The organism is Sphingomonas sp. P2_B6 (genome assembly GCF_056404755.1).
The window spans coordinates 35,993-56,147 of record NZ_JBFUDK010000004.1 but is presented as its reverse complement, the minus strand read 5'-3'; the positions used below and the strand labels follow the sequence as shown (position 1 = coordinate 56,147).

The following is a 20,155-nucleotide window of genomic DNA, read 5'->3' as shown; positions in this document are numbered from 1 at the left end:
CGGGGCTCGGGTGCGATAATCGCCATTCTCGCGGTTGCGCTCCCGATTGCTTCCCCTATGTCGGGCCAATGGCGCGTTCCTCCTCCCGATCGGTCGACTGGGGCTTTCCCCGCTGGCGCGGCTATGGTGCCGGCCGCGAGGCGACGACGGTGAGGTTGTGCGACCGGCATGGCTGCGACGCGCCGGGCAACTGCCCCGCGCCGAAATCGCCCAACAGCCCGGAACGCTGGTATTTCTGCCAGGATCACGCGGCGGAATATAATCGCGGCTGGAATTACTTCGAAGGCCTGACCGCCGAGGAAGCCGCGAAGCGCGAGGCCGACGAAACCCGCACGGCGGACGGCTATGCCGAGGCGAAGCATTATGGCTGGGCCGGGCCCGGCGACGGCAGCCGATCACGCGACGAAATGCGTGCGCTGGAGGTGCTCGAACTCGAGGCCGACGCCGATTTCGACGCGGTGCGCGTGGCCTGGCGGCGGCTTGCCAAGTCCAATCATCCCGATGTCCGCCCTGGCGACAAGGAAGCAGCGACCCGGTTCCAGGCGATCCAGGCGGCTTATGACGTGCTGCGCACCGCCGAGGACGCGCGACAATGGAAACCCGCCGGTTGAAATCGGTCCGGTCGGACTGGTCGAGCACGCTGCTGGTCTGCAAGAAATGCTCGAAGAAGCTGGATGGCGGCTTCGGTCCCAAGGGGCGGACGCCGCTCGCCAAGGCGCTAAGAAAGCATCTCGGACTGAAGAAGGGCCGTAAGGGCAGGGCCGGCATTGTCGAGGTGAAATGCCTTGGTGTCTGCCCACGCGGCGCGGTGACGATGGTCGACGGCGCTGCTCCCGGCGAGTGGATGCTGGTGAAAGCCGGGACCAATCTCGATGCGGTTGCCGAGGCGGTCGGCCTGACGACGGCGACCGCGTGAGCCGCGACACCAGCTTCTATGTGAGGGCGAAGACGGTGAGTGATCTCGTTGCGGTGCAGAAGCGGCTGCGCCCCGGTGATGCAGTGCTCTACGCCGATCTAGACTGCGGATGCCGTCCGGGCGACCCGTGAGGGATCCCGACCGTCTGGTCGCGGCATTGCGCCAGATCGTGACCGCGCCTCAGCCCCTGTAGCGTGCCGCGGTCTCGCGGATCAGGGCGATCATGTTGGGTATGCCCTGAGTGCGGTTCGAGCTGAGCTGGTTCTTCAGGTCGAAGGGCGCCAGCGCCGCCTCGATATCGGCCGTGAGGATCGCGGCGGGGGCCTGATCCTGCACCGTCAACAGCACCAGCGCGATGATGCCCTTGGTGATCGCGGCGTTGGAATCGGCGAGGAAATGGAGCCTGCCGTCATCCTTTGCCGTGGGATAGACCCATACCGACGCGGAACAGCCGCGGACCAGCGTGGTGTCGGTCTTCAGCGCCTCGGGCATCGGTTCCAGGTCCTTGCCCAGATCGATCAGCAGACGGTAGCGATCGTCCGCATCGAGGAAGCTGTATTCGTCTTGCAGGTCAGCGAGGCTTTGCATGAGGTGGGCGCTAGGGCCTGTGCGGACCAAAATCAAACCGATGTTCCTTCCCCGGCGAAGGCCGGGGTCCAGTTGGGAAGGCCACTCGACGGCACGCATCGCCAGTTACAACCGTCCCCCAACTGGACCCCGGCCTTCGCCGGGGAAGTAGAAGAGCGAGGGTGTCCTTCACTACATTACCGCGCCGCTTCGCACCTGAGGATGTGCGAGGTGCGGCGCAGCCAGGTCAGAGATCCACGCCGGCGGCGATCGCCTCGAGCTTGCGGATGCGTTCCTTCAGGTCGGCAATCTCGATGCGGGCGCTGGCATTGGGCATCGAAGGGGCGGTGTGCAGGTCGCCCTGCAGATTGAGCTCCTGGCGCTTCAGGGCGAGCCAGCCGCGCCAGCCGGTGAGGGCGACGAAGCTCAGCATGCCGAGGCCCGCCAGCGTGGTCATTGCCATGGTGATGTAGAAGTTCGGATCGGTCATGATCCCTGCTCCCTCGGTCAAGTGCGGTCGCGCAGCTTTTCGATCTCGCGATCGAGGCGTGCGCCGCTGGTGTCGTTTTCGGTGGCGAGCCGTTCGAGGACCGCCAGGCGCTCCTTCATGGCCCGGAGTTCTTCGCGCAGCCGCTGGTTCTCTGCCTGGGCCATGCCGTCGTCGCGGACGCTGTAGTCGTTGCCCTTGCGGTCGCGGCCGATGCCGTAGCGAGCGCGGAGCACGCTGCCGATCGTGGCAATGACGACGATGGCGACAACCATTTCAAAGGGGTTCATGTTTCAACTCCCTGTTTCGAAAACGGGTGCTTCAGAGGGCCTTGCCGGCCTCACGCTCCAGGCGGCGGCGGGGGGCATCGACCCGCTCGCAGAGGTAGACGGCGACGCCGGCAACAGCGGTCATCACGGCCAGGAAGATAATCATCGCGAAATCCTTCTATTCAAAGTTCAGTTGAGCGGGGGCTGGTTCCGGAGCTTCTCGATCTCGTCCGCGACGTCGATGCCGCGGTCGGTGACGATCCTCTCCAGCACACGCACCCGTTGTTCGAGGCCGCCGGTCTGGGACGCATATTGCGCGGCCTTCTCGGCGATCATCTTGGCTTCGAGTTCCATCTGCTTCTCGCGGTGGGCCAGCCACGGCTTGACGATCACGCCGCCGACCACCGCCACCAGTCCGACCATGATCGCGAGGATCGGGATCATGAAAACGATATTGGGTTCCACAACCTGTCTCCTCAGTTTGCCTTCAGCCGGAGCTGTTCGATCTCGCGATCAAGGCTGTGCGCGCCGTCCGTGACGATGCGTTCGACATTAGCGAGCCGATCCTTAACCGCGCCGATCTCGGCGCGAAGCTGGCTGTTCTCCTGGGTCAGCAACTTGACCCGCTCGATCGTTTCCTCGCCCGAGCTCGGATAGAGCGTCTGCCCGTTGCTTCCCGTGAGCGGATAGCCGTGGCGGACCTTCATCCAGGTGGTGACCAGCCAGGCGCCGATCGCGATCAGCGTCAGCAGCGAAACCGGCTTGATCAGCTCCATGATCAGATGTTCGTTCATTGGTGCTGCTCCTAGCGAAGGGCGTCGATTTCGCGAGCGGTGCGCTCGGCGGGATCGGTGGCGATGCGTTCGAGGACGGCGATCCGCTCCTCGAGGCGGGAAACCTGGCCCACCAGCCGCTCGTTCTCGGATGAGAGGAGGTGGATCTTGCGTTCGGCGTCGGGACCGTCGTCGGCGTAGCGATCGCGGTACCGGCGGCTGCGGCGTGTTTCGATCGGCAGGCCGTGCTGGGCCCGGATCCACATCTTCGCGACACCGCCGAGCATGGCGAGGGCGATGATCGCGAGGACGAAAATTTGACCGTTGTGCATCGTTCTAACTCCTGAGCCTGTGCGCTTCAGCGCAGCTCGTCGATCTGGCGGGCAGTGCGTTCGGCGGGGTCGGTTGCGATGCGTTCCAGCACTGCGATCCGTTCCTCCAGCCGGCTGATCTGCCCGGCCTGGCGCTCATTCTCCGTCGTCAGCAGCTGGATCTTCCGTTCCGCGTCGGGGTCTCCCTTCGCGCTCTTGCCGGACCACTCATCCTCGAGAGGATAGCCGTGGCGGGCGCGGACCCAGTTGTTGATGATCCAGCCGGCATAGGAGATCGCGATGATCGCGATCACGAAGCCAGGTCCACCCCAAGTCATTGTCATTCTCCCCTGTTCGGCGGCGAGGTTCAGCGCAGGCTGTCGATCTCGTCGGCGAGGCGGCTGTTGCGGCTGGTGTACATCATCTCGATGTCGGCGAGCCGGCGATCGATGTCGCGGAACTTGGAGCGGACCTCAGCGGTCGAGCGCTTCGGGTTCGAACGGACACCCTGCCAGAACTTCGCGTCTTCCGGGGTTTCGTACAGGCCGTAGGGCTTGCTCTCGGCCATCCAGGCGACCAGCCAGTAAGCGAGCAGCGTCCAGGGGAAGCCGCCGGCGATGGTGAGCAGAACGGCGCCGACGCGGACCCAGGTGACATCGACCCCGGTGTAATCGGCGATCCCGGCGCAGACGCCCAGCCATTTGCGGTTCTGCTTGTCGAGATAGAATTTGGTGCGGCTTGCGGACATCTCAGTTGCTCCTGGGAAGGTCGTTGCTGGTCGAAGGCGTCATCGTGCCGGGGCGCCACTCGGGGTGGTCGGCGGCGACGATGCGCTCCACGGTATTCAGGCGGTCTTCGAGCCGGCGGGCGAGATAGTGCAGCTCATCGAGCAGATTCTCGTCCTCGGTGGTGATCTTCGGCGCCTGCTTCCACTTGGTCACATAGTGGAGGATCACCCAGGGCATGCCGATGAACAGGATGCCGCAGACGATCGCTGGGATAAGGACGTCTTCCATCTCAGACTTCCTTCGAGCCGGCGGCGCGCGCCTTCATCGCGGCGAGTTCCGCCTCGACCTTCTCGCTTGCCTTCAGCTCCGCGATCTCCTCCTCGAGGCTCTTCGGGACGCCCATGCCGGCGACTTCGGCGCGGCCCTCGGCCATGTCGACCCGGCGCTCCATGATCTCGAAGCGCGAGAACGCGTCCTGCATCTTCGGGCCGGCATACATTTCGCGCAGCTTGTAGCGGTTGTGCGCGGTCTCGAGCCGGGTGACGATCGAGTTCTGGCGGGTGCGGGCCTCGCGAAGCTTGGTCTGCAGCTTGTTGATGTCCTCTTCCGAGGCGCGGAGCGCTTCGTCGAGCACCGTGATCTCGCCGGTCAGCTGGGCGGCCATGTCGGCGGCCTTCTGCTTTTCGACCAGGGCGGCCTTGGCCAGGTCCTCGCGGCCCTTGGACAGGGCCAGCTCGGCCTTTTCGGTCCAGCTTTCCTGAAGCGATTCGAGCTTCGAGATGTGGCGGCGCATTTCCTTCTGGTCGGCAATGGTGCGCGCGGCGGAGGCGCGGACTTCAACCAGGGTCTCCTCCATCTCGAGGATGATCATGCGGATCATCTTGGCGGGGTCTTCCGCCTTGTCGAGCAGATCGGTGAAGTTGGCGGCGATGATGTCGCGGGTTCGGGAGAAAATGCCCATCTCGAAAACTCTCCTAATAGGTACGCAGGATACTGGGTGAGGGTTGAAGGGGTGCCGGGGCGGTGCAAGGGGTGGCCGCCCCGGCAGCGCCGCCTGACGATCAGGCGGCGGTCTGGGTGTAGAGGGCCGCCGGAGCGGCCTGGGCCGGCGCGACGGCGCCGAGCAGGAAGGTGGAGCCCAGCACGACCGCACAAGCGACGGCTGCGACGGTGTGGCGGAGGTCGCCGGCTTTGTAGCGGTTCTTCATGGCGTAATTCCCTGTAACTGGTTGTCCGTGTCGCCCTGTTGGGCAGATGCCAGGAGTATTGCAGGGAGCGTGCCAGTTTCTAAAAGCTCGGTTTTCCGCCATTTTCGGCTGAACGCCACATGAACCGATCTAAAATATCTTGCCAAGCCTTGGGAATTTACGCCAAGGCTTGGGCATGGATCGCACTACCCAGGTCATCGGCCAGTCGAACGTTTTTCTCGAGACGCTGGAGCGCGCCAGCCGCGCGGCCGCGCTCGACCGCCCGGTGCTCGTCATCGGCGAACGCGGCACCGGCAAGGAGTTGGTCGCCGAGCGTCTCCACCGCCTGAGCCCACGTTGGGACCAGCCTCTGGTGGTGATGAACTGCGCTGCCTTGCCCGAGACGCTGATCGAGGCCGAATTGTTCGGGCATGAGGCAGGGGCCTTCACCGGCGCGACCAAGTCGCGCGTCGGGCGGTTCGAGGAAGCGCATCGCGGAACCCTGTTCCTGGACGAGCTCGGCACCTTGTCGATGGGCGCGCAGGAAAGGCTGCTGCGCGCGGTCGAATATGGCGAGATCACCCGAATCGGATCCTCGCGACCGTTGCAGGTCGATGTCCGCATCGTCGCGGCGACCAACGAGAATCTGCCCGACAAAGTGGCGCGGCACCAGTTTCGCGCCGATCTGCTCGACCGGCTGTCGTTCGAGGTGGTGACCCTGCCGCCGCTCCGTGCGCGCCCCGGCGACGTGATGGTGCTGGCCGAGCATTTCGGGCGGCGCATGGCCTCCGAAATGGGCTTTGACGACTGGCCCGGATTCGGCCCCAACGCGATGGCGGCGATGGTCGACTATCAATGGCCCGGCAATGTGCGCGAGTTGCGCAACGTCGTGGAGCGCGCCGTCTATCGGTGGGAGCAGGCAGGGCCGATCGATGCGATCGAGTTCGACCCGTTCCATTCACCCTATCGGCCGGCACCGGCCGGCGCGCCCCTGACGCCCGCGCCGGTGTTGACGGCGCCGCCGGAAAGCGCGCAGCCCGTGACGGCACCGGCGGAGGAGGCCGATGAGGCACCGTCCGACTTCAAGACGCGCATTGCCCGGTTCGAGCGCGATCTGCTGACCAAGGCGCTTGGCGAGCATCGCTTCAATCAGCGCGCCACCGCGGAAGCGCTTGGGCTGAGTTACGACCAGCTTCGCCACGCGTTGAAGCGCCATGGGCTTATTTCCGCCGGGGCGTGACGGAATCGGTTGCGTAACGAGGCTGTCGGACCCATTTCACCGGCTCGGCGTTGCGTCAGTGACCCGCGCATTTCCAAGGAGGATGACTCATGGCTTTCGAACTGCCCCCGCTTCCCTACGCCTATGACGCGCTGGAGCCGACCATCAACGAAGAGACGATGAAGTTCCATCACGACAAGCACCACAAGGCGTATACCGACAAGCTCAACGAGGGGGTCGAAAAGGACCCCTCGCTGGCCGGCAAGACGATCGAAGAGATCCTGGCCGTGATCTCGACCCAGCCGCCGCTGGTCCGCAACAATGGCGGCGGTTTCTGGAACCATGACTTCTTCTGGAAGATCATGACCCCGGGCGGCGGCACGCCGTCGGGCAAGCTGGCGGAGGCGATCGACGCCTATGGCGGGCTCGACAAGCTGAAGGAAGATTTCAACGGCAAGGGCGCCGGCCAGTTCGGCTCGGGCTGGGCATGGGTGATCGCCGACGCCGATGGCAAGCTGCAGGTCACCAGCACGCCGAACCAGGACAATCCCCTGATGGACGACGTTGCCGTGAAGGGCACGCCGATCCTGGGCAATGACGTGTGGGAGCACGCTTATTACCTGATCTATCGCAACGACCGCCCCGGCTATCTCAAGGCGTGGTGGGACGTGGTGAACTGGGACGAGGCCGGACGCATCTACGACGGCGTGGTGGGCTGATCTACGGAATTCCTCCCCTGAGCGGAGCTCAGGGGAGGGGGGCGTAGCTGCGATCAGCGACATGCCGGGGGCATGTCGCGGCAGCGAAGCCGGGTTGCGGAGCAACCCGTGGCGAAGCTGGCGGAGGGGTTTGGAGCGCGGTGAACGCGTCTAAGTAGGAACGGTGAGAGTTGCGGCGTTCGCGCGGAGCCGGTCTATGCCAGGCCCCGCCCGACCAGCCCCTCCACCGCCTTCGGCGCGTTCGAGCGAGATCCTATTCCCCGGATAGGATCTTGTTCTGCCGGGGGGCAGAACAAAGCTCGGACGCCCTCCCCGTTCCGGGGAGGAATTTTATCCCTCAGGCGGGACCGGCGGCTCTTGCCCTGTATTCAGCCCGTGCTTCATCAGCATCGGCACATTGGCGATCGCGAAGACCAGGGTCAGCGGAATCGCACCCCATAGCTTGAACGCCACCCAGAAATCGGTGGTGCTGTTGCGCCACACAACCTCGTTGAGCACCGCCATGCAGGCGAAGAAGATCGTCCAGTTGATCGTCAGCTTGCGCCAGCCCTGTTCGGTCAGACCGGGATAAGCGGTCTCCAGCAGCGACTGGAGCAAGGGGCGGCCGGTTGCGAGGCCGAACGCCAGAATCGCCGCGAAACTGGCATAGACGAAGGTCGGCTTGATCTTGATGAAGGTCTCGTTGTGGAAATAGAGCGTGGCACCGCCGAACACGAGCACCAGGGTTCCGGTCATCCACAGCATCGGCGAGATGCGGCCGGTCTTCCAGCGCGACACCACCATCGCGATCGCGCTTGCAACCATGAACGCCGTCGTCGCCGCGAGCAGCCGCGCGATCTGCGGGCCGCCGCTCATGAAATTCACGACGAAAAAGACCGCGAGCGGCGCGACGTCGATCGCAAGGCGGAGGCCGGGGCCGACCGGGGGAAGCTTGGTTTCACTTGCCATGGCGAACCCCTTCCACACCCGCGATGATCCGCGCAACCTCGTTCGCATCGAACGGCCGAAGATCGCCCATGCCCTCGCCGACGCCGATGGCGTGAATCGGCAGGCCATATTTCTCCGCCGCCGCGACCAGCACGCCGCCGCGCGCGGTGCCGTCCAGCTTGGTCATGATCAGCCCGGTGACGCCGGCGAATTCCTTGAACACCTCGATCTGGTTGAGCGCGTTCTGGCCAGTCGTCGCGTCCAGCACGAGCAGGATGTCGTGTGGGGATTCCGGGTTGATGCGGCCGAGCACGCGGCGGATCTTGGACAGCTCGTCCATCAGCTCGCGCTTGTTCTGCAGGCGTCCGGCGGTGTCGACGATCAGCGCGTCGATCCCAGTAGCGGTCGCCTGCTTTACGGCCTCATAGACGATGCCGGCCGCGTCGCCGCCTTCGTTGCCCGAGACGATCGGCACGCCGACCCGGCCAGCCCAGGTGGCGAGCTGGCCGATCGCGGCGGCGCGGAAGGTGTCGCCGGCGGCGAGCATGACGCCATAATCCTGCTCGGTCAGATAATGCGCCAGCTTGGCGATGGTGGTGGTCTTGCCGGACCCGTTGACGCCGATGACCAGGATCACCTGAGGACGTGGAAACGCCGCGATCTCGAGCGGTTTGGCGACCTTCGCCAGCACCTTCTCGATCTCCTCCGCGACGACCAGGCGGATGCCGAGTTCCTCCATGTTGCGCTCGAAGCTGCCCTCCGCGAGGCGCGCGCGGATGCGGGCGGCGGTCTCGGGACCGAGATCGGAGGCGATCAGCGCTTCCTCGATCTCGTCGAGCGTCGCCTCGTCCAGGCGCGCGGTACCCAGGCCGGCGAGATTGCCGATCAGGCGATCGGAGGTGCGCTTGAAGCCGCCGAGCAGTTTGTCGTGCCAGCTTGGAGTAGTGCTCATGCAGGGATTCCGGTGAGGGTGGTGGCGCTGGCGCCGGTGATCAGGATGGGTTGGATACTCCCAACCTCCGTTCGCGCCGAGCCAACGGGGAGGGGGAAGCGTACTTCTGCGAAAGCCGGGGCATGGCCGCGGTCGCCGGGGCGCTCGACCAGGACCGGCTGGACGGTGCCGACCAGGCTCTGCAGCCAGGTCGCGCGTCGTGTCGCGCCAGCCTCGCGCAACATCGCGGCGCGGCGCTTGCGCACTTCCGGCTCGACCTGCGGCATCCGTGCCGCTGGCGTGCCCTCGCGCGGCGAATAGGGGAAGATGTGCGGGTGGACGATGTCGCAATCATCGATCAGCGCCAGCGTATTGCGGAACATCGCCTCGGTCTCGGTCGGGAAGCCGGCGATCAGGTCAGCGCCGATCGCGATCTCGGAGCGCGCCGCCTTGAGCCGTTCGACCATCCGGACGCTCTCCGCGCGGTTGTGGCGCCGCTTCATGCGTTTCAGGATCATGTCGTCGCCCGCCTGAAGCGAGAGATGGACGTGCGGCATCATGCGTGGCTCGGTCGTCAACAGCTCGAACAGCCGGTCGTCGATCTCGATCGAATCGAGCGAGGACAGGCGCAGGCGCGCGAGCTTCGGGGCATGGTTGAGGATGCGTTCGACCAGCAAGCCGAGAGAAGGCGTGCCCGGAAGGTCCGGGCCGTAGCTGGTGAGGTCGACTCCGGTCAGCACGATTTCGCGGTGTCCGGTATCGACCAGTGTCCGGATCCGGTCGATCACCCCGCCGGCCGGAACCGAGCGGCTGTTGCCGCGCCCGAACGGGATCGCGCAGAAGGTGCAACGATGGTCGCAGCCATTCTGCACCTCGACGAACGCGCGGGCGTGCGCGGCAAAGGCGGCGGCAAGATGCGGCGCCGTCTCGCGCACCTGCATGATGTCGCCGACCATCACCTCATCATGCGCTTCCCAGGCTTCCGGTTTCAATTTCTCGGCGTTGCCGATCACCCGGTCGACCTCGGGCATGGCGGCGAAGCTCCGCGGATCGATCTGCGCGGCGCAGCCGGTCACCACGATCTGCGCCCCCGGCCGGTCGCGGCGCACGCGGCGGATCGCGCTGCGCGTCTCGCGCACCGCGCTGTTGGTCACGGCACAGCTGTTGACGACCACCATGTCGCGGCCGCCGACGAGCGTACGGATCGTCTCGCTTTCCGCGATGTTGAGACGGCAGCCCAGGCTGATAATGTCGGGCTCAGCCATCAGGGAGGCCGGAACGGTGGTACATGCGCGGTGATCTAGGGGCGGGTTCGGACGAAGTCCATGAAAAGGCCCATGCGATACTGTCCTTCTGGTTTGACGAGGTTCCGGCGAAGAAGCGTTTCGGCAAGGATTTGGCGCTCGACCGCGAAATCGCCCAACGGTTCGGTGCATTGCGCGACGCGGTGCTGGCAAGCCAGGCGCGTGGCTGGCGGGACGACCCGGAGACTTTGCTGGGGGCGATCATCCTGCTCGATCAGTTCTCCCGCAACATCCACCGCGACACGGCGGCGGCGTTTTCCGGTGACGCGCTGGCGCTCGACCTGACGCGCGAGGCGATCGAGCGGGGCTGGGACGAACGGCTCGACCCGGACGAGCGGCGGCCCTTCCTCTACATGCCGCTGATGCACGCGGAGAGCCGCGAGGCGCAGGCGCTGTCGGTCGGCTGTTTCGAGCAACTCGGCAACGAGGAGAATCTCTCCTACGCCCATGACCATGCCGATGTGATCGCGCGGTTCGGGCGATTTCCGTCACGCAACGCGGCCCTCGGCCGGCAATCGACGCCCGATGAACAGGCCTATCTCAAACAGCCAGGCGCTGGCTGGTAGAAAGGCCGGCAGTTATCTCTCTGATATCGCCGGCAGCCGGCTGAAGCAGCAGGCGCCGCTCGGCGAGCAGGCGACGGGTGTTGGCGATGCTCATCGGCCGGCCGTAGAGATATCCCTGGCCTCTGGAGCAGCCAAGCGCGCGCAGCCGCTCCTCGATCGATGCGTCCTCGATACCTTCCGCGGTGATCGGCAGGTTGAGGCTGTCGCCGAGCCGGGTGATGGCATTGACGATCGCCGCGCTTTCGGAATTCTCGGTGATCGACATGATGAAGCTCTTGTCGATCTTGATCCGGTCGAAGGGCAGGGCGCGGAGATGCGCCAGCGACGAATAGCCGGTGCCGAAATCGTCGAGCGCGAGCCTGACACCCTGGTTCTTCAGGCTGGCGACGATCGACTGGGCGAGCGGCAGATTGTCGAACAGCGAGCTTTCGGTGATCTCGATTTCGAGCCGGGTCGCCGGGAAGCCGGTTTCGGTCAGGACCTTGATGATCTTCTGCGCGAGCCAGGCGTCCTTGAGCTGCCAGGGTGAGATGTTGACCGAAATCGACAGCGCCGGATTCCAGTCCTTCGCCGCCGTGAAGGCCTGGCGCATGATCGAGAGCGAGAGATCGGCGATCATGCCGGTTTCCTCGGCGATCGGAATGAAGGCCTCGGGCCCGACCAGGCCGCGTTGCGGATGCTCCCAGCGCGCCAGCACCTCGAACCCGCCGAGCCGGCCGGTGGTGAGATCGATCTGCTGCTCGAAATAGGGAACCACCTCCTGCCGCGGGATCGCGCCGCGCAGGCCGGCCTCGAGCTCGTTGCGTGCCTGGAGCTCGCGCTCCATCGACAGGTCGAACCAGGCGAACCGATTGCGGCCCGAATTCTTCGCGGCGTACATGGCGATGTCGGCAGAGCGAGTCAGTGCATCGATGGTCGCGCAATCGAAGTCCGAGCGGGCGATACCGAGCGAGACGCTGATATGGAGCTGAAGCCCCTCCGCCCTGAACGGCTGGGCGAGGCGCGACACGATTCGCTCGGCGATGCGTTCGACCGTGTCGGGATGGGCGGGGTCGAACAGAAAGGCGCAGGCGAACTCATCGCCGCCGAAGCGCGCGGTCAGCGCGATCGAGGGCATTGCGGCCGCGATCTCCACCGCGACCTCGCGCAATAGCGTATCGCCGATCGCGTGGCCGTGCATGTCGTTGATCGTCTTGAAATGGTCGAGATCGAGCATCATCATCGCCATCGCCTTGCCCCGGCGTTCGGCACGGGCGAACATCGCCGCACCCTGCTCGCCAAGGCTGCGGCGATTGAGGAAGCCGGTCAGCGGGTCCTTGGCGGCGAGCTGGTGCGCGCGTTCCTCGGCGGCGGCGCGGACCGTGACCTCGCGGGCGAGTTCGCGGTGGCGGCGCCAGCCGAACAGGATCAGGGCGACGTTGAGCAGCAGGGCGATGACCAGAGTCTGGTCTGTGCCTTCCCCACCGGAGAAATAATGCTGAAGCGTCGAGGACAGCACTGAACTGCCCGTGCCAATGAACAGCAGGATCGAGGCGACGGTAATTGCCCCACTGATCGAGTCGCCACGCGTGCTGGGCACTTCCAGCCCCGAGTCGTCGCCGATTTCACCCACCATCCCACGTGCCCCACGGATACTCATGCACCTCCTTTCCACGACAGGCGTATAGATCGGGTTAAGCCCGGTGCATGCAAATCGCCGGCGCGCACCGAGGTTGCGCGATCATGTGCGGTGCGCTAAGGGCGGCCGCGTTCGTTTCCGTCATCGGATTCGTGAAGGGGTGCCCATAGGGCTACGCCGGCCGACGAGGTTTCGTCCGCCGGCGTTCTTTGCGTTTCTCGGGCCGGATGTCGATCCGGAATGAAAGGTTGTTGATGTTCGAGAGCCTGAGCGACCGTCTTGGCGGTGTGTTCGATCGACTGCGTGGGCGTGGTGCGCTGACGGAGGCGGACGTGCGCGCCGCGATGCGCGAGGTGCGCGTCGCGCTGCTCGAGGCTGACGTGGCGCTGCCCGTCGCGCGCGATTTCGTCGACAAGGCGACCGAGAAGGCCGTCGGCCAGAATGTGCTGCGCTCGGTCACGCCGGGCCAGCAGGTCGTCAAGATCGTCAACGATGCGCTGGTCGAGATGCTCGGCTCGGACGCGTCGGAGCTGGAGCTGGGCGTCACCCCGCCGGCCGTAATCATGATGGTCGGCCTGCAGGGCTCGGGCAAGACGACCACCACCGCCAAGATCGCGCTTCGGCTGGCGAAACGCGAGCGCAAGAAGGTGCTGATGGCGTCGCTCGACGTCAATCGCCCGAACGCGCAGGAACAGCTGGCGACGCTCGGTACCCAGGCTGAGGTCGCGACCCTGCCGGTCGTGCCGGGCCAGCAGCCAGTCGATATCGCGCGGCGCGCGATGCAGGCGGCGAAGCTGCAGGGCTATGACGTCCTGATGCTCGACACCGCCGGCCGTCTCCATGTCGACCAGGCGCTGATGGACGAGATGAAGGCGGTTGCCGACGTCGCCAGGCCGGCCGAGATCCTGCTCGTCGTCGATGCGCTGACTGGCCAGGACGCCGTCAACGTCGCGAGCAGCTTCTCCGCACAGGTGCCGCTGACCGGCGTGGTGCTGACTCGCATGGACGGCGATGCGCGCGGCGGTGCTGCGCTGTCGATGCGTGCCGTCACCGGCAAGCCGATCAAGTTCGCCGGCATGGGCGAGAAGCTCGACGCGCTCGAGGCGTTCCATCCGGGCCGTGTCGCGGGGCGCATCCTCGGCATGGGCGACGTGGTCGGCCTGGTCGAGCGTGCCGCCGAGGCGATCCAGCAGGAAGACGCCGAGAAGATGGCGGCGAAGCTGGCCAAGGGCCAGTTCGACATGAACGACCTGCGCGCCCAGCTTGGCCAGATGCGCCGGATGGGCGGGCTCGGCGCACTCGCCGGCATGATCCCCGGCATGAAGAAGGCGCAACAGGCCATGGCTTCGGGCGCGGTCGACGAGCGGATCCTGCTCCGGATGGACGCGATGATCACCTCGATGACGCCCAAGGAGCGCGCCAAGCCGGAGATCATCAACGCCAAGCGCAAGATCCGCGTGGCGAAGGGCAGCGGCACGACCGTGCAGGACGTGAACAAGCTGCTCAAGATGCACCAGGAAATGTCCACCGCCATGAAGAAGATCCGCAAGATGGGCGGGTTGAAGGGCATGGCGGCGATGCTCGGCCGAGGTGGTCCTGGGGGCGGCATGGGTGGCCTCGGCAATGCCCTTGGCGGCCCCGGGCTCGGCAACATGCTGGGCGGCAACGGCCCCGTTGGCGGCCCCGGATTGCCGGGGCTGGGCGGCGGACAGGCCAATCTGCCCCCCGGTTTCGAGAATTTGATCAAGAAGAAATAACGTAATCGAAAGAAGGAAGAAGAAGTAATGGCACTCAGCATTCGTCTGTCGCGTGGCGGCTCCAAGAAGCGTCCGTATTACCGCATCGTAGTGGCGGACGCCCGTTCGCCGCGTGACGGCCGCTTCATCGAGAAGCTCGGCACCTACAACCCGCTGCTCGCCAAGGACGATGACAAGCGCATCGTGCTCGACGGCGAGCGCGCCAAGCATTGGCTGGGCGTCGGTGCGCAGCCGACCGACCGCGTCGCGCGTTTCCTCGACGTCGCGGGCGTCCGCGAGCGTCCGGCGCGCAACAACCCGAACAAGGGCAAGCCCGGCGAGAAGGCCACCGAGCGCGCCGAGGAGCGTGCGACCAAGCAGGCCGAAGCCGATGAGGCAGCCGCTGCAGCCGCCGCCGCGCCGGCACCCGAGCCTGAGCCCGTCGCCGAGGAAGCTCCCCCGGCGCAGGACAGCAACGAGGAAGCCGAGGCCGTGATCGCCGCCGAGGTCGAAGCAGCGACCGAAGAGCCGACGCCGGAAGCCGAAGCGGTTGCCGAGGCCGTCGCCGAGCAGACCCCGCCGGTCGAAGCCGCTCCCGAGGAAGCACCGGCCAACGAGGCGACCCCGGACAGCGATGCCGGCGACACCGACGAGACCGCCGAGGGCAAGTCGGCTCAGGCTCCGGCCGAGGGCTGATGCCTAAGGACGCCCCCGTCACGCTCGCCGTCATCATCGGCGCGCACGGCGTGACGGGGGAGGTCCGTCTCAAGGTCTTCACCGAGGACCTGAAAAGTTATCAACGCTTCAACGACGGGACACTGACGCTCAAGTCGGTGCGCCCGGGCAGCAATGGCACCATCGCGCGCATTGCCGAGATCAACGACCGCAACGCCGCCGAGGCGCTGCGCGGCACCGAACTGACGGTGCCGAGATCGGCGCTGCCTCCGCTCGAAGAGGGCGAATATTACCATACCGATCTGCTCGACCTGCCGGCCGTTTCGACGACGGGCGAGGACCTCGGTCGCGTGGTCGCGATCGACGATTTCGGGGCGGGCGACGTGATCGAGATCGAGCGGCCCGACGGCAAGCGCTTCATGGTGCCGATGCGGCCCGAGGCAGTGCCTGAGTGGGACGCGGAGCGGATGGTCGTCGCCGAGGAGTTCGTCACCGCCTGATCGGGCGGCGCTCGTCGAGCAGGTTGCGGATCGTCGTCGCGGCGACGCCGGCTTCGCCCATCGCGTGGCTGATCTGATCCAGCCCCTTCACCACATCGCCCGCCGCGAACAGGCCGGGGACCGAGGTGCGCTGATGGTCGTCGACCTCCAGGCACCCATCCTCCGATGCCCGCGCCCCGGCCGCCACGGCGAGGCCCGAGCGGATGCGCGAGCCGAGCGCGGGGTAGATGCTGTCAAAATGCAGATCGCCAGCGGGTGTCGTCGCGACGATCGTGTCCGTAGCCACTCGCAGGGGAGTGCAGGGGCCGTCGACATGGAGGATGCCCGCCTCTTCCAGCTTGGCACGGCAGGCCGCGTCGAGATCATGCGCGGCGCCGGGCGCGATCAGGGTGACGTCGTCGGTGTAGCCGCGAAGGAACAGCGCCTCGCGCATGCCATGCTCGCCGGTGCCGATCACGCCGACGCGCTGGTCGGTGACCTCATAGCCGTCGCAGATCGGGCAATAGCGCAGCAGCCCGCGCGACAGCGCTGCGTCATGCTCGTCGGCGGGCATGTCGGGGCGGTTGTTGAGCACGCCGGTTGCGAGCAGCACGGTACGGGCGCGGAAGACGGTACCGCCCTGGCCGACATGGACCTCGAACCCGTCCTCCGACGGGACGATCGCCGAGACCTCGGCCAGTTCGCGCCGGGCGCCGAAGCTTTCGGCCTGGGCCAGCATCAGGGCGAGCAACTCCTTGCCCGCGATGCCGCCCGGAAAGCCTGCATGGTTGTGCGTGCGCGGGATCAGCGCCGCGCGGCTGGAGCCGCAGTCGAACAGGCGGATCGAGAGATGGAAACGGGCAAGGTAGATCGCGGCGGTCAGCCCGGCGGGGCCGGCCCCGATGATGATGCAGTCTTCCATGCCCAGCCTTAAAGGTCGGCGGCGAGGATGGTTCCCGGCAGGTGGCAACGATTGACGGTATGAACATCGGAATGTATATACATTACGTATATACGGAGACTGATATGAACGCTCCACGCAAGTCGCGTACCTTCAAGTCGGGCAACTCGGTTGCCCTGAGGCTGCCCAAGTCGCTCGGCATCGAAGCCGGGGTCGAGATGACCGTGCGCGAGGAGAAGGGGCGGTTCATCGTCGAGCCGGTTGCGGCCGAACCGCGCAGGATTGATTTGACCGGCATCTATGGATCGATCCCAGGGCTGAAGCTGCTGACCTCCGAGGACCGTGAGTTCGAGGAACGGGAACTCGACTGGGAAGGGAAGCTGCTGAAGCGTGACTGACCCGAAGTTTCTGCTCGACAGCAATATCCTGATCTATCTTCTCGGTGGTCTTTCTCTCGAAGCAAAGGCGCGAGTCGAGGAGCGTCCTGTCGAAACGATCGCGACCTCGGCAGTTGCGTTCGCCGAGGTGATGCTCGGCGCGAAGGCGCTTGATGCGGAGCGGGAAGCGCGGCGATTGTTCGCCAATCTTCAAGTCCTGCCGTTCGACGCGGAGGCAGCGCTTGTCTATGCGAGGTTGCCGTTCAAGCGCGGGCGCTTCGACCGCTTGATTGCGGCGCATGCTCTGACACTTGGCCTGACCCTCGTCACCAACAACGAACGCGACTTCGCCGACATCCCCGGCCTCAGGATCGAGAACTGGACCTTATGACCTTCGCCGCCACCGTCCTCACGCTCTACCCGGACATGTTCCCCGGGCCGCTCGGCGTGTCGCTGGCCGGGCGGGCGCTGGGCGAGGGGAGATGGTCGCTCGATGCGGTCAATATCCGGGACTTCGCGGCGGACAAACACCGCACCGTCGACGATACGCCGGCCGGGGGCGGGGCAGGGATGGTTCTGCGCGCCGATGTACTGGCCGCGGCGATCGACAGCGTCGCCGATGACCGACCCATCCTGGCCATGACGCCGCGGGGCGCGCCGCTGAGCCAGGAGCGGGTCCGGGCGCTGGCCGAGGGGCCGGGCGTCACCATTTTATGCGGCCGGTTCGAGGGTTTCGACGAGCGGATCTTCGAGGGACGGCAGGTCGAGCAGGTGTCGATCGGCGACTATATCCTCTCCGGCGGGGAGATGGGGGCGTTGGTGTTGCTCGACGCTTGCATTCGGCTGCTTCCCGGCGTAATGGGCGCGGCTTCCAGCGGTGTGGACGAGAGCTTCGAAACGGGGCTGCTCGAATACCCGCAATATACCCGACCTGTTGAATGGGAAGGGCGCACGATCCCCGAAGTGCTGCGATCGGGGGATCATGCGAGGATCGAGGCATGGCGAAAGCTCATGGCCGAGACCGATACACGGCTAAGGCGGCCGGACCTTTGGGAGCGCCATGAGGGCGCTCGGGTCCAGTCGCCCTCTGGTGCGCGGCGACAGACGAAGGACGAATGAGATGAATCTCATCCAGACGATCGAAGCCGAGAACATTGCCAAGTTTCTCGAGAACAAGAAGATCCCGGAATTCCGCCCGGGCGACACGCTGAAGGTCGGCGTGAAGGTCGTGGAAGGCGAGCGTACCCGCGTTCAGAACTATGAAGGCGTGTGCATCGCGCGTTCGAACAAGGGCATGGGCTCCAACTTCACCGTGCGGAAGATTTCGTTCGGTGAGGGCGTCGAGCGCGTTTTCCCGCTTTATTCGCCGAACATCGATTCGATCGAAGTGGTCCGCAAGGGCGCCGTGCGTCGCGCGAAGCTCTATTATCTGCGTGGCCGCACCGGCAAGTCGGCGCGTATCGCCGAACGCCGCGACACGCGTCCGGCCAAGGTTACCGCTGCCGAGTAATCGGTCAGGCATTTTCGCCGAAGTTTCGAACGGGGCGTGGGGACGATGGTTTCCACGCCCCGTTTCGTTGTGCCTGGAAGGGCCGGCGATCTCCAACAGCGACTCGGCTTTTGCGCTGTTGCGCGCAGCGCATTTTTTCTTTCCGCTGTTATGTTGGATTTTGGAGCCGGATTTCCCCAATATTTATAGAGACTTGAGAGGCGATACCGCTGTTAAGCATAACAGCGGTAAAATCGGCCGAAAACAGCGGGAAAGTTCCGCTGTTTTCCGCTGTTACCGCGGTAAAAACATGCCTGAAATGATATCACGATGAGAAGGAGCGGGCCGGCGCAGATGCGCGCACCGGCCGCGCCTGCTGCCACACCGCGCGCGTGGGTTGAATCGAGCAGAGCTGACGATCCCCTATTCGATCCGGTCGTCATCGAGAAAATGGAAGCGCCGGCGGGCTTGTATCACGAGGGGCGCGGCGGCGATGGCTTTCGTGCCCGTTTTGCGAGCCGCGCAAATGCTTGACTCACGCGCATGAGGATGGCGGCGATCGTCCCGGAGAGCCGGGTGTGATGCTCGGCCCAGGCGGCACTGTGGAAATCATCGTGCATGGCCGCAGGCTTCGTCACGGACTCGCCCGTTTCCACACCGAATAGGCGATGGTGCCATTGCCCGAAGCGTTCGCCGGGACGGCATAGGACAACAGGTCGTTCGCGTAGGTGTAGTCGCGGACCTGTTTCCTGCCTTCCCAATTGGGGAAGGACGCTGCCTGGATGTCGAACAGCAGCTGGTGCCGCGCCCGATCGACCGTCACCCGGCCGAAATGGGTGCTCGATCCCAATACGGCCTGGCGATATTCGTCGGGCGATCCGCTGGTCTTGTCGCCCGAAGCGAATTTGGGGCGGTCGACCCGAAAGATCTGCAGGCTGTAACGGCCCGACGCATCGACGGTCAGCAGCCCTTGGGGATGCTCGCCATAGCCCGTCACGCGTGTGCCGTCGGCGCGTATTTCGTAAGCGGATTCCATCGTCCAGGTGCCGGTCAAGGACAGCGGCGCGGGATCAGGGGGCGAAACGGCGGAGGCCGGTGCCAGAAGGAGCCAGCCCGCCAGCAGCATCGTGATGGGTGTCGACATGATCAGCGCCTTTCAGTGAGTAACCGACTCAGCGGGTTACACGACATGTGTTGCGACGGCGTCGGTAACCTGTCAATGGGGTTTCATGAGCCGGCAGAAGATACGACCTCCGTCATTGGCCACATCCGAACTGCGCGACGGTTTCCGTTTCCGCGGAGGCCATGCGGCGCTCGATTTCGCCGCGACGCTGGCCGCCCGGATGAAGCCTTCGCCGCGCGACCTGCTCGCGACCCCGGCCGATCTCGATCGATGGCTCGCGGCCGCTGGCCTGGCCTCCCGGCTGCCGTCGACGGCGGACGACCTTTCCAGCGCCCGCGCGCTGCGCGAGGCGATCTATGCGCTCTCCACCGCGGTGATCGCCGGCGGGCCCATGCTTCCCGACGCCGTCACGACGCTGAACCGGATCGCGCAGGCGCCGTCGGCCGTGCCGCATTTGGGAGAAGATGGGAGCCTCCGTCTCGACGGTTCGCCGGGCGCTTTCCTCGCGACGCTCGCGCGCGACGCGATCCAGCTGTTCGGCGCAGATCCGGACGGGCGCCTGCGCCAATGCGAATCCGACGGTTGCGCGCTGCTGTTCCTCGATACCTCGCGGGGTGGCGACCGCCGCTGGTGCTCGATGACCGGGTGCGGCAACAAGGCCAAGGTCGCTGAGTTCAGGCGGCGGCGGCGGGAGGCCTCCTGATTACCCGTAGCTGACGATCTCATATTCGATCCGGTCGTAATCGAAGAAATAGAAGCGCCGGCCGGGTTCGTAATCGCCGTGCGAGAAGGGTTCGAGCCCGGCGGCGACCACACGGCGTTCGATCTCGTCCAGGTCGTCGACCACGGCAGC

At 65.5% G+C, this 20,155-nt stretch carries 29 protein-coding genes and 2 pseudogenes; 13 read left to right on the top strand and 18 right to left on the bottom strand.

The window, feature by feature from the left end; genetic code table 11:
- The first annotated feature begins 68 nt into the window (after nucleotides 1–68).
- Together AC1DX5_RS06900 and AC1DX5_RS06895 are read left to right on the top strand one after the other, a co-directional pair.
- Entirely contained in the window at nucleotides 69–611 is a 543-nt protein-coding gene (locus AC1DX5_RS06900) for a J domain-containing protein (protein ID WP_465173545.1), read from the top strand.
- Nucleotides 593–916: a hypothetical protein gene (locus AC1DX5_RS06895; protein ID WP_478014655.1), complete on the top strand. Its 324-nt coding sequence runs from the start codon at nucleotides 593–595 to the stop codon at nucleotides 914–916. Before AC1DX5_RS06900 ends, AC1DX5_RS06895 begins: the two co-directional genes overlap by 19 nt.
- Before the next feature lie 180 nt (nucleotides 917–1,096).
- Here AC1DX5_RS06895 and AC1DX5_RS06890 read toward each other — a convergent pair whose 3' ends face one another.
- The 11 genes from AC1DX5_RS06890 to AC1DX5_RS06840 form a co-directional block, all read right to left on the bottom strand.
- Nucleotides 1,097–1,504, bottom strand: a complete 408-nt coding sequence (locus AC1DX5_RS06890) for a SufE family protein (RefSeq protein WP_465176837.1) — start codon at nucleotides 1,502–1,504, stop codon at nucleotides 1,097–1,099.
- 226 nt (nucleotides 1,505–1,730) lie between these two features.
- Nucleotides 1,731–1,973 (bottom strand): hypothetical protein, encoded by a 243-nt coding sequence (locus AC1DX5_RS06885; RefSeq protein WP_465173542.1) that lies wholly within the window; start codon nucleotides 1,971–1,973, stop codon nucleotides 1,731–1,733.
- Between the two features lie 17 nt (nucleotides 1,974–1,990).
- Entirely contained in the window at nucleotides 1,991–2,260 is a 270-nt protein-coding gene (locus tag AC1DX5_RS06880; protein ID WP_465173541.1) for a hypothetical protein, read from the bottom strand.
- 168 nt (nucleotides 2,261–2,428) lie between these two features.
- Nucleotides 2,429–2,704 (bottom strand): hypothetical protein, encoded by a 276-nt coding sequence (locus AC1DX5_RS06875; protein ID WP_478014654.1) that lies wholly within the window; start codon nucleotides 2,702–2,704, stop codon nucleotides 2,429–2,431.
- Nucleotides 2,705–2,715: 11 nt separating this feature from the next.
- Nucleotides 2,716–3,033 carry a hypothetical protein gene (locus AC1DX5_RS06870; RefSeq protein ID WP_465173539.1) on the bottom strand — a complete coding sequence of 106 codons (318 nt, stop codon included), beginning with the start codon at nucleotides 3,031–3,033 and terminating at the stop codon, nucleotides 2,716–2,718.
- Nucleotides 3,034–3,044: 11 nt separating this feature from the next.
- Nucleotides 3,045–3,344: a hypothetical protein gene (locus AC1DX5_RS06865; RefSeq protein WP_465173538.1), complete on the bottom strand. Its 300-nt coding sequence runs from the start codon at nucleotides 3,342–3,344 to the stop codon at nucleotides 3,045–3,047.
- 26 nt (nucleotides 3,345–3,370) lie between these two features.
- Complete coding sequence (locus AC1DX5_RS06860) at nucleotides 3,371–3,661, bottom strand: hypothetical protein (protein ID WP_465173537.1); 291 nt, start codon at nucleotides 3,659–3,661, stop codon at nucleotides 3,371–3,373.
- Nucleotides 3,662–3,690: 29 nt separating this feature from the next.
- Nucleotides 3,691–4,071: an envelope stress response membrane protein PspC gene (pspC, locus tag AC1DX5_RS06855; protein ID WP_465173536.1), complete on the bottom strand. Its 381-nt coding sequence runs from the start codon at nucleotides 4,069–4,071 to the stop codon at nucleotides 3,691–3,693.
- Nucleotide 4,072: 1 nt separating this feature from the next.
- Entirely contained in the window at nucleotides 4,073–4,339 is a 267-nt protein-coding gene (gene pspB / locus AC1DX5_RS06850; RefSeq protein WP_465173535.1) for an envelope stress response membrane protein PspB, read from the bottom strand.
- 1 nt (nucleotide 4,340) lies between these two features.
- Complete coding sequence (gene pspA / locus AC1DX5_RS06845; RefSeq protein ID WP_465173534.1) at nucleotides 4,341–5,012, bottom strand: phage shock protein PspA; 672 nt, start codon at nucleotides 5,010–5,012, stop codon at nucleotides 4,341–4,343.
- A 100-nt stretch (nucleotides 5,013–5,112) separates the two neighbouring features.
- Nucleotides 5,113–5,259, bottom strand: a complete 147-nt coding sequence (locus tag AC1DX5_RS06840) for a hypothetical protein (RefSeq protein ID WP_465173533.1) — start codon at nucleotides 5,257–5,259, stop codon at nucleotides 5,113–5,115.
- Between the two features lie 175 nt (nucleotides 5,260–5,434).
- Between AC1DX5_RS06840 and pspF the strand changes: the two genes are divergently transcribed.
- Complete coding sequence (gene pspF / locus AC1DX5_RS06835) at nucleotides 5,435–6,478, top strand: phage shock protein operon transcriptional activator (protein ID WP_465173531.1); 1,044 nt, start codon at nucleotides 5,435–5,437, stop codon at nucleotides 6,476–6,478.
- Between the two features lie 89 nt (nucleotides 6,479–6,567).
- Entirely contained in the window at nucleotides 6,568–7,176 is a 609-nt protein-coding gene (locus AC1DX5_RS06830; protein ID WP_465173530.1) for a superoxide dismutase, read from the top strand.
- Nucleotides 7,177–7,506: 330 nt separating this feature from the next.
- Here the strand turns inward: AC1DX5_RS06830 and AC1DX5_RS06825 are convergent, their stop codons facing one another.
- From AC1DX5_RS06825 to mtaB, 3 genes are read right to left on the bottom strand one after another with little or no spacing between them, the layout of a single operon-like run.
- Entirely contained in the window at nucleotides 7,507–8,124 is a 618-nt protein-coding gene (locus AC1DX5_RS06825) for a septation protein A (RefSeq protein ID WP_465173529.1), read from the bottom strand.
- Nucleotides 8,114–9,055 carry a signal recognition particle-docking protein FtsY gene (gene ftsY, locus AC1DX5_RS06820; RefSeq protein WP_478014653.1) on the bottom strand — a complete coding sequence of 314 codons (942 nt, stop codon included), beginning with the start codon at nucleotides 9,053–9,055 and terminating at the stop codon, nucleotides 8,114–8,116. Before ftsY ends, AC1DX5_RS06825 begins: the two co-directional genes overlap by 11 nt.
- Nucleotides 9,052–10,299: a tRNA (N(6)-L-threonylcarbamoyladenosine(37)-C(2))-methylthiotransferase MtaB gene (gene mtaB / locus AC1DX5_RS06815; RefSeq protein ID WP_478014652.1), complete on the bottom strand. Its 1,248-nt coding sequence runs from the start codon at nucleotides 10,297–10,299 to the stop codon at nucleotides 9,052–9,054. The genes ftsY and mtaB overlap by 4 nt, the downstream gene beginning before the upstream one ends.
- A gap of 23 nt (nucleotides 10,300–10,322) precedes the next feature.
- On the opposite strand from mtaB, the gene AC1DX5_RS06810 reads away from it, so the two are divergent.
- Nucleotides 10,323–10,904 carry a DUF924 family protein gene (locus AC1DX5_RS06810; protein WP_465173526.1) on the top strand — a complete coding sequence of 194 codons (582 nt, stop codon included), beginning with the start codon at nucleotides 10,323–10,325 and terminating at the stop codon, nucleotides 10,902–10,904.
- Here AC1DX5_RS06810 and AC1DX5_RS06805 read toward each other — a convergent pair.
- Nucleotides 10,879–12,519: a putative bifunctional diguanylate cyclase/phosphodiesterase gene (locus AC1DX5_RS06805; protein ID WP_465173525.1), complete on the bottom strand. Its 1,641-nt coding sequence runs from the start codon at nucleotides 12,517–12,519 to the stop codon at nucleotides 10,879–10,881. The two genes, AC1DX5_RS06810 and AC1DX5_RS06805, sit on opposite strands and share 26 nt — an antisense overlap.
- A gap of 257 nt (nucleotides 12,520–12,776) precedes the next feature.
- On the opposite strand from AC1DX5_RS06805, the gene ffh reads away from it, so the two are divergent.
- From ffh to rimM, 3 genes and pseudogenes are all read left to right on the top strand, one after another.
- Nucleotides 12,777–14,279: a signal recognition particle protein gene (gene ffh, locus AC1DX5_RS06800; protein WP_465173524.1), complete on the top strand. Its 1,503-nt coding sequence runs from the start codon at nucleotides 12,777–12,779 to the stop codon at nucleotides 14,277–14,279.
- 27 nt (nucleotides 14,280–14,306) lie between these two features.
- Nucleotides 14,307–14,747: pseudogene (gene rpsP / locus AC1DX5_RS06795) on the top strand (30S ribosomal protein S16); the annotation flags it as partial.
- Between the two features lie 206 nt (nucleotides 14,748–14,953).
- Complete coding sequence (gene rimM, locus AC1DX5_RS06790; protein ID WP_478014651.1) at nucleotides 14,954–15,433, top strand: ribosome maturation factor RimM; 480 nt, start codon at nucleotides 14,954–14,956, stop codon at nucleotides 15,431–15,433.
- Here rimM and AC1DX5_RS06785 read toward each other — a convergent pair.
- The gene (locus AC1DX5_RS06785; protein ID WP_478014650.1) at nucleotides 15,423–16,334 is read right to left on the bottom strand and encodes an NAD(P)/FAD-dependent oxidoreductase; all 912 of its coding nucleotides are present in this window, start codon (nucleotides 16,332–16,334) and stop codon (nucleotides 15,423–15,425) included. The two genes, rimM and AC1DX5_RS06785, sit on opposite strands and share 11 nt — an antisense overlap.
- A gap of 104 nt (nucleotides 16,335–16,438) precedes the next feature.
- Here AC1DX5_RS06785 and AC1DX5_RS06780 point away from each other — a divergent pair, with 104 nt between their 5' ends.
- From AC1DX5_RS06780 to rplS, 4 genes are read left to right on the top strand one after another with little or no spacing between them, the layout of a single operon-like run.
- Complete coding sequence (locus AC1DX5_RS06780; protein ID WP_478014649.1) at nucleotides 16,439–16,711, top strand: AbrB/MazE/SpoVT family DNA-binding domain-containing protein; 273 nt, start codon at nucleotides 16,439–16,441, stop codon at nucleotides 16,709–16,711.
- A complete protein-coding gene (locus tag AC1DX5_RS06775; RefSeq protein ID WP_478014648.1) occupies nucleotides 16,704–17,081 on the top strand; it encodes a PIN domain-containing protein in 378 nt (125 codons plus the stop codon). Before AC1DX5_RS06780 ends, AC1DX5_RS06775 begins: the two co-directional genes overlap by 8 nt.
- Nucleotides 17,078–17,809 carry a tRNA (guanosine(37)-N1)-methyltransferase TrmD gene (gene trmD / locus AC1DX5_RS06770; RefSeq protein ID WP_478014647.1) on the top strand — a complete coding sequence of 244 codons (732 nt, stop codon included), beginning with the start codon at nucleotides 17,078–17,080 and terminating at the stop codon, nucleotides 17,807–17,809. Before AC1DX5_RS06775 ends, trmD begins: the two co-directional genes overlap by 4 nt.
- Before the next feature lies 1 nt (nucleotide 17,810).
- Nucleotides 17,811–18,200, top strand: a complete 390-nt coding sequence (gene rplS, locus AC1DX5_RS06765) for a 50S ribosomal protein L19 (RefSeq protein WP_465176829.1) — start codon at nucleotides 17,811–17,813, stop codon at nucleotides 18,198–18,200.
- 613 nt (nucleotides 18,201–18,813) lie between these two features.
- On the opposite strand, the gene AC1DX5_RS06760 is transcribed toward rplS, so the two are convergent.
- Nucleotides 18,814–19,323: a lipocalin-like domain-containing protein gene (locus AC1DX5_RS06760; protein WP_478014646.1), complete on the bottom strand. Its 510-nt coding sequence runs from the start codon at nucleotides 19,321–19,323 to the stop codon at nucleotides 18,814–18,816.
- An 85-nt stretch (nucleotides 19,324–19,408) separates the two neighbouring features.
- On the opposite strand from AC1DX5_RS06760, the gene AC1DX5_RS06755 reads away from it, so the two are divergent.
- The gene (locus AC1DX5_RS06755; RefSeq protein ID WP_478014645.1) at nucleotides 19,409–20,005 is read left to right on the top strand and encodes a CGNR zinc finger domain-containing protein; all 597 of its coding nucleotides are present in this window, start codon (nucleotides 19,409–19,411) and stop codon (nucleotides 20,003–20,005) included.
- Here the strand turns inward: AC1DX5_RS06755 and AC1DX5_RS06750 are convergent.
- Nucleotides 20,006–20,149: pseudogene (locus AC1DX5_RS06750) on the bottom strand (VOC family protein); the annotation flags it as partial.
- Between the last annotated feature and the right edge of the window lie 6 nt (nucleotides 20,150–20,155).

Bases quoted from the DNA above. Each gene is read 5' to 3' on its own strand.
- rplS (WP_465176829.1), top strand. From the start codon at position 17,811: ATGAATCTCATCCAGACGATCGAAGCCGAGAACATTGCCAAGTTTCTC.
- AC1DX5_RS06810 (WP_465173526.1), top strand. From the start codon at position 10,323: ATGCGCGGTGATCTAGGGGCGGGTTCGGACGAAGTCCATGAAAAGGCC.
- AC1DX5_RS06755 (WP_478014645.1), top strand. From the start codon at position 19,409: ATGAGCCGGCAGAAGATACGACCTCCGTCATTGGCCACATCCGAACTG.
- AC1DX5_RS06880 (WP_465173541.1), bottom strand. From the start codon at position 2,260: ATGAACCCCTTTGAAATGGTTGTCGCCATCGTCGTCATTGCCACGATC.
- ffh (WP_465173524.1), top strand. From the start codon at position 12,777: ATGTTCGAGAGCCTGAGCGACCGTCTTGGCGGTGTGTTCGATCGACTG.
- AC1DX5_RS06860 (WP_465173537.1), bottom strand. From the start codon at position 3,661: ATGACTTGGGGTGGACCTGGCTTCGTGATCGCGATCATCGCGATCTCC.
- trmD (WP_478014647.1), top strand. From the start codon at position 17,078: ATGACCTTCGCCGCCACCGTCCTCACGCTCTACCCGGACATGTTCCCC.
- AC1DX5_RS06825 (WP_465173529.1), bottom strand. From the start codon at position 8,124: ATGGCAAGTGAAACCAAGCTTCCCCCGGTCGGCCCCGGCCTCCGCCTT.
- AC1DX5_RS06885 (WP_465173542.1), bottom strand. From the start codon at position 1,973: ATGACCGATCCGAACTTCTACATCACCATGGCAATGACCACGCTGGCG.
- AC1DX5_RS06890 (WP_465176837.1), bottom strand. From the start codon at position 1,504: ATGCAAAGCCTCGCTGACCTGCAAGACGAATACAGCTTCCTCGATGCG.
- AC1DX5_RS06870 (WP_465173539.1), bottom strand. From the start codon at position 3,033: ATGAACGAACATCTGATCATGGAGCTGATCAAGCCGGTTTCGCTGCTG.
- pspA (WP_465173534.1), bottom strand. From the start codon at position 5,012: ATGGGCATTTTCTCCCGAACCCGCGACATCATCGCCGCCAACTTCACC.
- AC1DX5_RS06785 (WP_478014650.1), bottom strand. From the start codon at position 16,334: ATGGAAGACTGCATCATCATCGGGGCCGGCCCCGCCGGGCTGACCGCC.
- AC1DX5_RS06865 (WP_465173538.1), bottom strand. From the start codon at position 3,344: ATGCACAACGGTCAAATTTTCGTCCTCGCGATCATCGCCCTCGCCATG.
- AC1DX5_RS06760 (WP_478014646.1), bottom strand. From the start codon at position 19,323: ATGTCGACACCCATCACGATGCTGCTGGCGGGCTGGCTCCTTCTGGCA.
- pspC (WP_465173536.1), bottom strand. From the start codon at position 4,071: ATGTCCGCAAGCCGCACCAAATTCTATCTCGACAAGCAGAACCGCAAA.
- AC1DX5_RS06805 (WP_465173525.1), bottom strand. From the start codon at position 12,519: ATGGTGGGTGAAATCGGCGACGACTCGGGGCTGGAAGTGCCCAGCACG.
- AC1DX5_RS06900 (WP_465173545.1), top strand. From the start codon at position 69: ATGGCGCGTTCCTCCTCCCGATCGGTCGACTGGGGCTTTCCCCGCTGG.
- AC1DX5_RS06830 (WP_465173530.1), top strand. From the start codon at position 6,568: ATGGCTTTCGAACTGCCCCCGCTTCCCTACGCCTATGACGCGCTGGAG.
- mtaB (WP_478014652.1), bottom strand. From the start codon at position 10,299: ATGGCTGAGCCCGACATTATCAGCCTGGGCTGCCGTCTCAACATCGCG.
- pspB (WP_465173535.1), bottom strand. From the start codon at position 4,339: ATGGAAGACGTCCTTATCCCAGCGATCGTCTGCGGCATCCTGTTCATC.
- AC1DX5_RS06840 (WP_465173533.1), bottom strand. From the start codon at position 5,259: ATGAAGAACCGCTACAAAGCCGGCGACCTCCGCCACACCGTCGCAGCC.
- rimM (WP_478014651.1), top strand. From the start codon at position 14,954: ATGCCTAAGGACGCCCCCGTCACGCTCGCCGTCATCATCGGCGCGCAC.
- AC1DX5_RS06895 (WP_478014655.1), top strand. From the start codon at position 593: ATGGAAACCCGCCGGTTGAAATCGGTCCGGTCGGACTGGTCGAGCACG.
- pspF (WP_465173531.1), top strand. From the start codon at position 5,435: ATGGATCGCACTACCCAGGTCATCGGCCAGTCGAACGTTTTTCTCGAG.
- ftsY (WP_478014653.1), bottom strand. From the start codon at position 9,055: ATGAGCACTACTCCAAGCTGGCACGACAAACTGCTCGGCGGCTTCAAG.
- AC1DX5_RS06780 (WP_478014649.1), top strand. From the start codon at position 16,439: ATGAACGCTCCACGCAAGTCGCGTACCTTCAAGTCGGGCAACTCGGTT.